Annotated in this window: 12 protein-coding genes; 2 read left to right on the forward strand and 10 right to left on the reverse strand. The window is 62.5% G+C overall.

The genetic code is table 11. The features are described 5' to 3' along the window. Positions 1–85: 85 nt before the first annotated feature. The 10 genes from QA642_RS30670 to QA642_RS30715 form a co-directional block, all read right to left on the reverse strand. Positions 86–1111 (reverse strand): aromatic ring-hydroxylating dioxygenase subunit alpha, encoded by a 1026-nt coding sequence (locus QA642_RS30670; protein ID WP_283080185.1) that lies wholly within the window; start codon positions 1109–1111, stop codon positions 86–88. 15 nt (positions 1112–1126) lie between these two features. After that, positions 1127–2488: an amidohydrolase family protein gene (locus tag QA642_RS30675; RefSeq protein WP_283080186.1), complete on the reverse strand. Its 1362-nt coding sequence runs from the start codon at positions 2486–2488 to the stop codon at positions 1127–1129. Then, positions 2485–3285 (reverse strand): ABC transporter permease, encoded by an 801-nt coding sequence (locus QA642_RS30680; protein WP_283080187.1) that lies wholly within the window; start codon positions 3283–3285, stop codon positions 2485–2487. The genes QA642_RS30675 and QA642_RS30680 overlap by 4 nt, the downstream gene beginning before the upstream one ends. Then, positions 3282–4136 (reverse strand): ABC transporter ATP-binding protein, encoded by an 855-nt coding sequence (locus QA642_RS30685; RefSeq protein ID WP_283080188.1) that lies wholly within the window; start codon positions 4134–4136, stop codon positions 3282–3284. Before QA642_RS30685 ends, QA642_RS30680 begins: the two co-directional genes overlap by 4 nt. 11 nt (positions 4137–4147) lie before the next feature. Continuing rightward, positions 4148–5143 (reverse strand): ABC transporter substrate-binding protein, encoded by a 996-nt coding sequence (locus QA642_RS30690; RefSeq protein ID WP_283080189.1) that lies wholly within the window; start codon positions 5141–5143, stop codon positions 4148–4150. Positions 5144–5537: 394 nt separating this feature from the next. Beyond that, a complete protein-coding gene (locus QA642_RS30695) occupies positions 5538–6641 on the reverse strand; it encodes a hypothetical protein (RefSeq protein ID WP_283080190.1) in 1104 nt (367 codons plus the stop codon). A 333-nt stretch (positions 6642–6974) separates the two neighbouring features. Beyond that, positions 6975–7559, reverse strand: coding sequence for an NAD(P)H-dependent oxidoreductase (locus tag QA642_RS30700; protein WP_283080191.1), 585 nt, complete (start codon positions 7557–7559; stop codon positions 6975–6977). A gap of 3 nt (positions 7560–7562) precedes the next feature. Then, positions 7563–8918: an FAD-binding oxidoreductase gene (locus QA642_RS30705; protein WP_283080192.1), complete on the reverse strand. Its 1356-nt coding sequence runs from the start codon at positions 8916–8918 to the stop codon at positions 7563–7565. Further along, the gene (locus tag QA642_RS30710) at positions 8915–9712 is read right to left on the reverse strand and encodes a cysteine hydrolase family protein (RefSeq protein WP_283080193.1); all 798 of its coding nucleotides are present in this window, start codon (positions 9710–9712) and stop codon (positions 8915–8917) included. Before QA642_RS30710 ends, QA642_RS30705 begins: the two co-directional genes overlap by 4 nt. Before the next feature lie 30 nt (positions 9713–9742). Then, entirely contained in the window at positions 9743–10162 is a 420-nt protein-coding gene (locus tag QA642_RS30715; RefSeq protein WP_283080194.1) for a cupin domain-containing protein, read from the reverse strand. A 144-nt stretch (positions 10163–10306) separates the two neighbouring features. Between QA642_RS30715 and QA642_RS30720 the strand changes: the two genes are divergently transcribed. Then, positions 10307–11209: a LysR family transcriptional regulator gene (locus QA642_RS30720; RefSeq protein WP_283080195.1), complete on the forward strand. Its 903-nt coding sequence runs from the start codon at positions 10307–10309 to the stop codon at positions 11207–11209. A 178-nt stretch (positions 11210–11387) separates the two neighbouring features. Then, positions 11388–12194, forward strand: coding sequence for a creatininase family protein (locus tag QA642_RS30725; protein ID WP_283080196.1), 807 nt, complete (start codon positions 11388–11390; stop codon positions 12192–12194). The last annotated feature ends 56 nt before the right edge of the window (positions 12195–12250 follow it).

Genomic DNA, 12250 nt, shown 5'->3' on the forward strand with positions numbered 1-12250 from the left:
CGATACGCTCGAGATCGGTAAACACGCGGTAGCCACCCCAACCGCCTGCTCATCTTTGAGAGCTCGCGCGTCTTGAGGAAGAGGCCTAGGCCCGATACTCCCGCGGCTGCTCTTCCTCGCCATGCTGCCGAAGGAGGTCGAGCAGGCGCCTCCGCATGATCATGCCGGGACGGTCGGACGGCATATGCATCTCGATCTTGCGGCCCATGTCGACGATGGCGTCGGGGTCAGTCGATTCCAGCATGTCGCGATCTTCGGCGATGATCGCGGCGTCCCAATCGATCAACTCCTGCGTCGAGCAGTCCGTCTCGCTGTCATTACGGAACAGCAACTGAACGACCTGAATCTGTCCGTCCGAGATCGGCGTCGCGCAATTGAAGATGATGTGACGGATACCGGACGGATATTCCATGTCGAGACGCCGGCAGAACGGCATGAACCATTTGTTGCGCTGATGCCGCCTGGTCGTTTGCTCTTTCGTCCCCGTGATCCTGTAGGCATTGGGCGGATTACGAACCGTGATGATGGTCTCGGCATCGAAGCCGGTTGCGTTCTCGGTGATCTCGTACTTCTCAGGCTTTGGCTGATTGATGTCGCCAAAGGTACCCTTGTGGACAAAGGCAAAGTGGGCATTGTCGAAGGAGTTTTCCATCAGCCGCAGCGCGGCCGTGTTCCATTTGTCGTAGAACTGGTTGATGCGGCGATAGCCCGGCATACCATCCTCTGGAATTTCGGGGATGTCGGCCAAGGGCACGTCGAGCGCGACCCAGACGTAGCCGTAGCGAGCCTTGGCACGGAAGGAGCGCGCCTTGGCATCGGGAACAGGCTGCTCGAACGGGAACTGCGGGATCATCACCAGCTTGCCATCGCGGTCATATTCCCAGCCATGATAGCCGCAGACGATGTTGCCGTTGTTGCACCAGCCCTTCGACAGCTTCGCCGTGCGGTGGCAGCAACGATCTTCCAACGCTGCAGGCTCGCCATTGGCATCGAGGAACAGAACGATCGGCTCGCCGAGCAGCGTGAACGGCTTTGGACCATCCTTGAGATGATCGAGCGGCATCAGCGCGTACCAGAACCGGCGCAGCACGGGCTGTTTCGTGCTCAACATGATGATCCTCCGCGATCAGGCGGCCAGGCGCGTGACCACGCGCGCGGCATCAGATTTGAGCTTTTGCAGGTCGAGGCCAGGAATGGCGCCGTCCGCGACGACAATGCGGCCGCCGACCAGGAGATAGCGGAGCTTCGCAGAGCCGCCGCAAGTCACCGGCGCAATCAGAGGATCGTGCATGCCGAAATGCCTGACGTCATCGAGCTTGAAGATGGCAATGTCCGCTTGCTGCCCCGGCGCCAGCGTGCCGACGTGAGGCATGCCGAGCACGCGCGCGCCGCCCGCGGTCGCCCAGTGCACGACGTCCTCGGCCGTCACAGCACCAGCCCCCTTTACGGCGCGATGAGTGTGCCAGGCGCTGTGCATTTCGCAGAGCATGTCGGCTGCCTCGTTGGAGGCTGCCCCGTCCACGCCGAGCGAGACCGCGCCACCGAGGCGCGCCATCGCATCGGCCGGCGCGACGCCAGAGCCGAGCCGGCAGTTGGATTGCGGGCAATGCGCCATGCCGGTGCCGGTGCTCGCGAGAATTCGCACCTCGTCGTCGTCGAGGTGCACAAGATGCGCAAACCACACGTCTTCACCGAGCCAGCCGTGATCGGCGAGCCAATGCACAGGACGCTTGCCGTGCACCGACAGGCAGAAATCGACATAGTCGGAGGTTTCTGACAGATGGCTATGCAACCGCACACCCATACGGCGGGCCGCGGCAATGACCTCGCGCAGCTCGCCCGGATCGAGCGACCAGGTCGGCGTGGTTGGCGCCAGCGCAACCCGCGACAGGCCACTTGGTGAGGCGTCGTGGAAGCGCTGCGCACAGGCCTCGACCGACTGCAACATTCGATCGAGCGTTTCGACGGGCATCGCCGCAAACCTGTCGGTATCGACATGGCGCGCCGTGGTGCCGCCACCGCGGCAAAACACCAGGCGGATGCCGAGGCTGCGCGCCACCTCGAAGATCACCTGCGCAGGATCGAAGCCGAACGCGTCGCTGAAGAGGTAGTGATGGTCGGCGACCGTCGTCGTACCCGAAAGCAGCAGCTCTGCGAGCCCGATCCGGGCTGCAACGGCAAGCGCCTCCTCGTCGAATTTCGACCAGAACCTGTAAGGCACGGCGCGCAGCCAGCCGGCCAGCGGCAGGTCGATGCCGGATCGCACGCCCTTCAACACACTCTGGAACAGGTGATGATGGGTCGAGACCAAGCCGGGATAGATCACCCCGCCTTGGGCATCGAGGCGCTGCTCGCCCGGCTGCGGCTCCAGCGCGCCGATCTCGACGATGACGCCATCGCGAATGCGAATCTGGCCGGCGGTGCGCATGGCGGCGCCCGGCAGGCCCGTGAAGATGCCAGCGGCATTGTCGATCAACATCGCGGTCATGCTTCGGCCCTGGTCTCGCTGTCGTGCCAATCCGACAAAGCCCACTGCGACAACGCAACCATGGCCGCGAACAACAGGACCCCGGTCAACGTGATCAGGAACAACGCCGCGAACATGCGAGGAATGTCCAGCGTAAATCCCGCATCGAGAATTTCATAGGCAAGTCCTGAGGAGCGACCGCCGGTGCCCGCAACGAACTCCGCGACCACCGCGCCGATCAAGGCCAGTCCGCTCGAGATCCGCAAGCCGCCGAAGAAATAGGGCAGCGCCCCCGGAATGCGCAGCTTCACCAGCGTCTTGAAGCGACTGGCACGATTCATCCGGAAGAAGTTCGCAAGTCCCGGGTCGACGCTGCGCAAGCCAAGGGTCGTGTTTGAGATGATGGGAAACAGCGCCACCAAGGTTGCGCAGATGGTCAGCGACAGCTGCGTGTCCTTGATCAGGATGATGATGAGAGGCGCAATCGCGACGACGGGCGTCACCTGGAGAAGCACCGCATAGGGAAACAGGCTGACCTCGATCGCCCGGCTCTGCACGAACAAGAACGCGATCAGCGTGCCCAGAATGACGGCTGCGACGAAGGCCTGCAAGGTGACCCGCAAGGTCACGAGGAGTGCGCGCAAGAGCGAGGGCCCATTGTGCAGGAGGCTCGCGAAGATGTCCGTCGGCTTTGGAAACAGGTAGACGGGAACGGACGCCAGCCGAAAGCCGATCTCCCACACCGCGAACAGGACGATGCCGACCGCAACCGGGGCGGCAATCCGCACAAAGGCTTCAGATTCGAACAGCGGCTTCATGATTCGCCTCCACCGGCTGATTGCAGCGATGCTTCGGCAAGCCAGGTCGACAATTCGCGGCAATAGGCGGCAAATTTCGGGCTGTCGCGGAAACCCTGGTCGCGCGGCTGCGGCTGGTCGATGGTCATGACGCGAAAGATGCGACCGGGGTTCGCGGCCATGACGATGATCCGGGTCGAGAGAAACACGGCCTCGTAGATCGAATGCGTCACGAAGACCGTGGTCAGCTTGCGTTCCCACGACAGGTTGACGAGGTCATCGTCCAGTTTGTTGCGCGTGAACTCGTCGAGGGCCCCGAACGGTTCGTCCATCAGCAGAAGATTGGGATTGGTGACCAGGGCGCGCGCGATGGAGACGCGCATCTTCATGCCGCCGGACAGCTGCCGCGGGAAGTGCCGGTTGAACTTCGAGAGACCGACGCGCGCGATGGCGTCGGCGACCTTCGGATCCGCCGTGGCCCGCGGCATGTTGCCGAACTCCAGCGGCAAGCGAACGTTGGCCTCGACCCGGGCCCAGGGCATCAGGGTTGGCTCCTGGAACACGAAAGCGAGCCGCCTGCCCTCCTGCCCTACCTGCGCGAAGTCTCCGCGCCACCACAGCAACCGTCCGTTGGACGGTTCGATGAGGCTGGCGATCAGCTTGAGCAGCGTGCTCTTGCCGCAGCCGGACGGACCAATCAGGGTCAGGAATTCACCGTCGGTGATGGACAGATCGATCGGCGCCAATCCCCGTGCGCCGTTGGCAAATACCTTCTCGGCCGACAGAACCTCGACGGCCGGCGGCCGCTCATCAGCTGTCGTCATCTGCCTTGCCCTCTCGTCGAACGGCTCAACGGGCAACAGCACCGTCATGTCAGCATCCTTTATTTCAGCCCGATCTTCAGATTCTTGACGAAACGGTCGTCGAACGATTTCCGCCAGTCCACCTTGGAGTCGAGCAGGCCGCCGGCGACCAGGAAATCGTAGATTTGCCTGTATCGGTCGGCCGTGATGATGCCGACACCCAGCGTCGCGGCATCGCCGCGCTCGACGGCCTTCATGTCTTTCAATCGGTCGAGGGCAAATGCGAGCTGGCCGTCGGTCATCTTGGGATTGGCGGCCTTGATCAGCTCATTGCCGGGCGCAGGATTTTTCATGTAGTCGTACCAGCCCTCCAGCGAGGCCTTAACGAAGCGCTCCACCACACCGGGTTTTTCGGCGATCATCTTCTCGGTGGTGACGATCGTGGACCCATAGGGCGGATAGCCTCCGTCCGCGAGCAGGAAGAACTTGACTTTCTCCTGCTGCTGCTCGGCCTGATACGGCTCGGAAGATGGATAAGCCTGTTGCGCGACGGTCTTATCGGCGAAGAAAGGCTGCAGGTTGAAGGTGTAGGGGCGGATCTGGTCGTCGGTGTAGCCGTATTTGGTCCGCAGCCAGGGCCAAAACGTCGTCCGCGACGATCCGGCAATCAGAATCGGCCGCCCCTTGAGTGCGGCGAGGTCTGCCACATCGTCATGGACCATGATGCCCTGCAAGTCGAACTGGAACGAGGAAGCGACTGTGACGAGCGGCAGGTTCTGCTCGCGACCTTTGAGAACCTGGATGTCGTAGCCCATCATGAAATCGGTATCGCCCGCGAGCAGAAGCTGCGAGCCGTTCACCTGGGGGCCGCCCATCTTGATCGCGACATCCAGCCCGGCTTTTTCGTACAGCCCCGTCGCCTTGGCCTGGTAGAAGCCGCCATGTTCAGCTTGTGCGAACCAGTTCGTCAGGAACGTGATCTGGTCGACGGCCTGAGCCGGCGCGAGGGATGCGACCAGTGCTGCGCCCGCCAACAGACCGGCTGCGATCATTCGGGACAGATTCTTCATGGCCATGCTGGGTGCCCTTCTGCAGCTCGCCGCCATCGGCCGGCGAACACTGCGCTGCGAGACTTTCCGAGCGTGAGGATGCATGGGCAAGCTGTCACCTCAAAGCATTTAGATTCGAGCATTCCGTTGCCTTTCTGGCAACGCCGCTTTGCTGTGCAAGCGGGTTGGCCTCACGCAGCTACAGCAGGCGTCGCGAGCGTCTTCGGCTTGCAAGCCGGAGCCCGTTAAGCCCGAGCCCGCCATGGACTTGGCCGACAGAAGCGAAGGTTCCAGGCGCGCTGTTGCGTTCGCGGCGATGCTGGTTTCGTGGGCAATCTGCCACGAAAAACGAGGCACGAGCCGCCGCGAAAACGGTGTGCTCCGAGTACCGGTGACCAACCGGTCACCGGTCTGGGGCCCGTCAGAACTTCACGGTCACGCCGGCATAAACCGTCTCTTCCGTACAGCTGTTGTTGCTGGAGCCCTTGAACAGACAGCTTGCGCTCCGATTGTGATCGAGGCCGAATTTATTCTGCCAATAGCGGTAGGCAACCCAGAGATCGACGAAGTGGGCGTATCGCGGTCCCCACAATGCCTTGGCGGCATCGAACGTCAGTCGAATCGGTTCGGAGTTCAATGTCACGACGGTGGGCGCGCCGACGACCGGATTCTTCTCGTAGCCTTTCGGTCCCTGCCAGGCGGCGCGGCCGCTGATCGACCAGAACTGCATGTTCTCGGGCAGGAAGCCCAGATCCATGTAGTAATTTGCCTCCACCGACCACGTCACATCGAAGCTCCGCTCGCCATCCGCGAGACAGGTCGCGCCCGCGGCGGGGTACGGAACGCCCGCACCGAATAGGCCGCATTGGGCGAAAGCGTTGCGGCTCGAATATTCCCAATAGGCCAGCGGAGCCACGTTGAAATAGCCCTTGTACGGGAGGTCGAACGCAAACTGGAGACCAGCGACGACCGCGCGCTTGGAGTTCGCAAGGAAGCTGTTCTCGGTGTTCGCATCCATGCCGACTTCGAATGAGATGTTGTGAAGCGGGCCGATCACGAACGCCTTGGTGTTGAATATGTCGTTCCACCCGAAGGTCGAACGAAACAGGCCGTAGATTTCCGTCATTCCGGCGCAACTTGCCGGCAGGCCGGAGACGCTGCTCACGATCGCCCCGGACGCGTTCGTGAAACAAGGATTGGCGGGATCGTTGTGATCCGATTTGAACATCGAAAGCGAAAGGAAGTTGGTGCCGTACGCCCATACGTCGAAGTGCGTGAACGCGTAGACTTGCTTCGCCGTCGTCCCGTTGACGGCTCCGTTCGGCTGGACGCTGAAGAGGCCAGGGTCCGTCGCCTTCGGCATCCACGCGTAGGTCAGCCGATCGTCTATCACGAGGAAGAAGGGAAGATCAGGCGTCTTCTTTATGGATTTGACCGCGAGGTCGCCCGCGCGGGCAAGGCAGCTTGACGCTGCGGCAATCAGCGTCAGAGCGGCGGCAGTGAAGAAGCGTCGAAGATCGAACATTGAGTGTGCCCCTGATTTGACAAGCGGGTACTCGCAACCGTTCGCAACGAAGACTTATTCGTTACGGCTACAGCTCGAGCTCTTTACAAGGAGCCGCCCCCCAACGACTGCGTCCTCGCCCGAACTCAAGATGCAACAGGCAAGCTGTCGCCTAGAAGCATTTTGATTCGCGCAATGCGTTGCCTTTCGGATCACGCACGATCGATGCGCGAACAGCGCCGATGTACGACGATGTTCGCGCGCGAGCGGCGTCCGGCGTGCCGCCGATTCTTGTTGGTGGTGATCCGAAGAAGCGACAGCGCGCATGACGCGGCGCCGCCTTGCAGGCCGAAGCTAGAATCGGCCCATGTCCCGCCGCAGCTTTGCAAGAAAGCGGTTGCGCTTGTTCGTGGTGGCGACATTCATGTGATAGAGCGCGTGATAGCTCACGCGCGCCTTGCCGCCGGTGAACCACGGCAGATAGCGCTTGATGATCTTGCGCGGCGGATCGGCCATGCCGATCGCCTGCCAGCGCGGCCGACCGTAAGTCGCAATGCCAGCGATGCGTTCGATGTGCCGCAACATCGGCCTCGCGCGGGCGGGATCGGACAGGTCGAGCGCGATGCCCGGACCGAACATGCGATCAAACCAGCCCTTGAGCATCGCGGGTGGCCCAAATGACCAGGTGGGAAACTGTACCATGAGCGCGTTCGCCGCCATCAGGCGCGCGGCATAAGCCTCGTTGTTGCGCCGGTTCAGCACCGGATCGTGGTAGTCGCGGCGAAGTTCGGCGCTCAGGACGGGATCAAACCCCTCGGCGTAGAGATCGAGCAGGTCGACCGTGTGGCCGGCCCGGGCCAGCCCGGCGAGCGCTTCGCTGCGAATGGCCGCGTGAAAGCTGTCGGCGAGCGGATGGCAGTACACGTAAAGCACGTGCATCGCTCATCGCCTCTTGCTGACAAAGCTCCGCATTTTCCCAGGATTGAGCAGGCCATGCGGATCGGCCTCGTGCTTGAAGCCGAGCTGATCCGCATCGGCGCGCTTGTACCGGCTGCCGTCCTCGACGGTGAAGACATGCGGGTTGGCAATGAAGACACCGCGCTCCTCATGCAGCCGCATGATCTCGTTCAGGCGATCCGCATTGGTGTAGCGGATCACCGGCAGGCTGCTGCAGGTGACACGTCCGCCGAAGCGGATGAACTCGAGGTGCTGCAGCACCTCGTCCGGAAACAGCTCCCGCATCTCGGCAACCTTCTCCAGGACCCGATCATGCGGATAGAGACACTGCAGGTAGGTTACGGAACGATCGCTCTTCAGCACCTGGAGCGTGGTGTGGTTCCAGCAATATTCGTAGAGCGGGACCCGGCTGGGACTCTCGTCCGTCGGTATCTCGAGCGTGATCGTGCCGCGGCCGCCGAGCAGCGATTTGAAGCTATCGAGAGAGGGCTCGGCGATCATCGCCAGGAGCACGCTCTTTCCGTCGGGACAGGAGGGCTTCAGCGCCCCGAAATAGGACGGCAGCGGCCAGGTGATCGGCGAGAGCACCTTCTTCACGATCCCGTCGGCCAGGGCCGCCTCATAGCCGAATGCCGCTGCCTCGATGAAATCGTCGAAGGCCACCACGACGTCGATCCATTTCCATGCTGGCGCGAGCGGCATCTCGAGCGCCGTAATGATGCCGGTCGTGCCATAGGCGCGGTTGACCTTCTGCGCCGCATCGCCGCGCAATTCGATGATGCGCGGCTCCTCCTCGACCGTGACGACGCGCGCGGCCAGGATGTTCCCGGGATCCCGCAGGCCGCCATAGGTGATGGAGCCGATACCACCCGACCCGCCTGCGACGAAGCCGCCAATCGTCGCCATGCGCTTCGTGGACGGATGCATCCGCAGCTCCCACCCCTGCGCCTGCGCAGCCGCATCGAGCGTGTGCATCTTGGCGCCGGCACCGACGCGCATCGCGCCCGGCCTGATCCACTCGATGCTTTCGAGCCCCGAGATATCCAGCAGCACCCCGCCCACGAGCGGCACGGCCTGCCCATAATTGCCGGTACCGCCGCCGCGCACGGTGATCGGCATGCGATGGCGCGCGCAGGCGGACGCAATTCGGATCACGTCCTGCTCGTCGCGCGGCAACACGATCACATCGGCCGACTTGCCGTCAAGCTGTGCATCGAGGATGGGGCTATACCAGAAGAAGTCGCGCGAGCGCCGGCGCACGACTTTCTCTTCGGTCACCACAGGAATATCGCCGAGATCGGCCACCAGCCGGTCCAGCGCATAAGCTGCGAGATCAGTCACGGTTGGCCATCCTTCGATGCACGATGCACGAGTTCTGCTGCGATCGCTTCTGACCCGACGACGAAGCCGAAGCACTGGTTGACGTTGTAGATGGTTGCGGCCATGCAATAGTCGGGTGACGTCGTGGCCACGCAGTCCTCGAGGAGCAGGCAGTCGTAGCCGCGAAAGTTCGCGTCCTGCAGCGTGCAGAGCACGCACTGGTCGGCATTAACCCCCGCGAACATCAAGGTGTTCACGCCGAGATTGCGAAGAATGCTGTCGAGCTCGGTATCCTGGAAGCCCGACATCCGGTACTTGGCGACGTGGATGTCCGTTGGCTCGATCGGAAGCTCATCGACGATGGCCGCCGACCAGCTGCCCCGCTCCAGCACTTTCGCACCCGAGCCCGGCAGCGCGTCGCCGAGGCCGACACCGGCGCCGCTTGGATTGTACACATGCAGCAGCGACGGGCTGAGATTGAGTCGGTCGGGCCGGTTGCCCCAATTGAGCCAGATGATCGGCACGTCGCAGCCGCGCAGCAGCGGCAGCAATCGCCGCAACGGTGCGATCGGGCGCCGCGCCGGCGCGACGTCCACGCCGATATGCGCCAGCCAGCCTTTAGGGTGACAAAAGTCGTTCTGCATATCGACGATGACGAGCGCGGTGCGCGCGAGGTCGAAGGTGACGAGCTTGCCCTGGGCCTGGACCGTCGCCGGTCGCGGCGGGACCGGCTGGCGCACCAGATTGGCTCGCCCCTCGGCGACCATCCAGCAGTTCGCACGGCTCGAGCCGAGCGGTAGCAGGCCTTCGTTCACGGCGGGATCGGATGATGTGACGTCCATCGATCAGAGCCCTTGCAGGACGCGCATGTCCTCGGCGTCGAGCGCGACGGGCTCACCACTGCGGATCAGCTCGGAAAAGCCTTCGTTGGGCGTCATCACGGTGAGCGTGTAGAGCTTGCCCGGCCCCGTGTTCTCGATGACGTGCTCGGAGCCCGGGTGCAGCAGAAGCGAGTCGCCCTTCTTGATCGGCAGGGTCTTGCCGTCGCAGCGCGCGACACCGACTCCATGCAGCACGTGAAAGAATTCGTGCGCAGCGGCGTGCTCGTTGGGTGGCGTCGCCCCGCCAGGCTGAAAGATCTCGATGACGAAGATGCTGCCAATCCGGTCCGTCACCTGATCGAACAGGACGGCGAAATAGTTGGTGTCCTTCGGCGCGATGCGGAAAGCTTTCGCATGCGTGAGATCGGCGACGCTGAACGACATGGGATCAATTCCTTGGACGGTGCACTCTCGTCATGACGGATGTCGCATGACAACGCATCGCCTCAAAGCGCTTTAATTCGACAGACCTGTTGCCTTTTCGGCAACGAGCCACCATCCTGCGGAAAATTGATCGGGGCCCGAACCATGCTTCACAGCCGGCTGTTGAACTACATTGACGAGGTTGCCCGCACCGGCTCGATCCGCAAAGCGGCGGACCGTCTCAATGTCGCAGCGTCGGCAATCAGCCGACAGATTCTCGCGCTCGAAACGCAATTGGGAACGCCGATCTTCCAGCGTCTTCCGAAGAAGCTGATCCTGACCGCCGCGGGAGAGGTCTTGATCGGACATGTCCGCCAGACGCTCAAGGAGCTGACCCGCACCCAAGTCAAGATCGAGGAATTGAAGGGCCTACGACGCGGCGAAATCACACTGGCGATGATGAGCGGCCTTGCCTCCAACCTCGTCCCGAACAAGGTGAAGGAATTTCGAGCGGCCAATCCGCGCGTCAAGCTCAACCTGACGCTCTTCAATACCGGGGCGGAAATTCAGGTTGCGGTCACGAGCGGCGAGTCCGATCTTGGTATCGGGTTCGATTTCGGCAAGGACAGCAATCTGAAGGTCCTTGCGCGTGCCGTCGGCCGGCTCGGCGCGGTCATGACCCCCAATCATCCATTGGCAAAGCGAAGCAACGTCCGCCTCAGCGATTGCGTCGACTACCCGCTCGTCATCGCCGACAGCACGAGTGCGATCCGGCCTTATCTGGAGGCGGCTTTCGGACGGGTCGCGATCGACCTGCAGCCGGCGATCGAGACCAATTCGATCGAAATCATGCGACACGCCGTCATCCTGAACGATGGCATCACCTTCCTGACCCCCTTCGACGTGGAATCCGAGCGGCGAGCCGGCCGGCTGACCTACGTTCCCGCTCGCGAACTCGCGCAGGACGCGCAGGCGCTGATGCTGATCGGGCATGTCCGGGGCACCAGCGCGATCGCGAGCGTGCTTGCGGAGATGCTGAAGGCAATGATCCGCGAGGTCGCCAGCTGAACCGGAAGACAGCAGCGACGATCGTCACGGCCCGCCTGGACCGCGTTGCCAAAAGGGCAACACAAGAGACGAAATTAAGCACTTTTCATGCTTCCGCGGATGTCCAACAATGATTGGCAGGCCGCTGGGCGATGAAGCCTTGCCGGCATGTCCGCCAGTTCGAGCCAAGGCAACCGAGATGAAACTGAAGTCGCATTGGTGGTGGGACCTGTCGGCCGAGGATTTCCGTCGGCTCGATATGAGCAGGATCGTCGCCGTGCTGCCGGTCGGCGCTGTCGAGCAGCACGGGCCGCATCTGCCGGTCCGCGTCGATACGGCGATCGTCGAAGGTATCATCCAGAGCGCAGTCGCGCAGATGGCCGACGATTTTCCGGCCCTGATCCTGCCAACGATGTCGATCGGCAAGTCGAATGAGCATTCGGCTTTCCTCGGCACGCTGACGCTCTCGGCGGAAACCTTGGGGCGCGTCTGGTACGAGGTCTGCGAGAGCGTTCACCGGGCCGGGGTGCGCAAGGTTCTCTTCGTCAACTCCCATGGCGGCCAGCCGCAAGTCATGGAGATCGTCTGCCGCGAGCTCCGCGTCAGGCTGGGCATGCTGGCCGTCTCCTCGCAATGGTCGCGATTCACGGATCTGTCGGACCTTTTCAGTGCGGCCGAGCGCAAGCACGGAATCCACGCCGGAGAAATCGAGACCAGCGTGATGCGCCATCTGCATCCCGAACTCGTCGACATGGCGCTGGCAGAGAATTTCAGGGCGCTGTCCCAGACCTTGGAGACGGAATGCGAGATCCTCATGCCGGAAGGCCCGGTTGGATTCGGCTGGCAGATGCAGGACATCAACCCGAAGGGCGCCTGCGGCAACGCCGCGCTCGCGGATACCGAGCGCGGCCGTACGGCGGTCGAACGCGCGGCCAGCCGCCTGATCAAGCTGATCACGGAGGTCGAGCAGTATCCGATGTCACGGATCAGATCGGCAACGAACTAGCCGACCCCGTAGTCGGGATTTTCGACACGCCGCGCCTTTAAGCGCATGAATTCACG

This window comes from Bradyrhizobium sp. CB2312, from assembly GCF_029714425.1.
Taxonomy (GTDB): Bacteria; Pseudomonadota; Alphaproteobacteria; order Rhizobiales; family Xanthobacteraceae; genus Bradyrhizobium.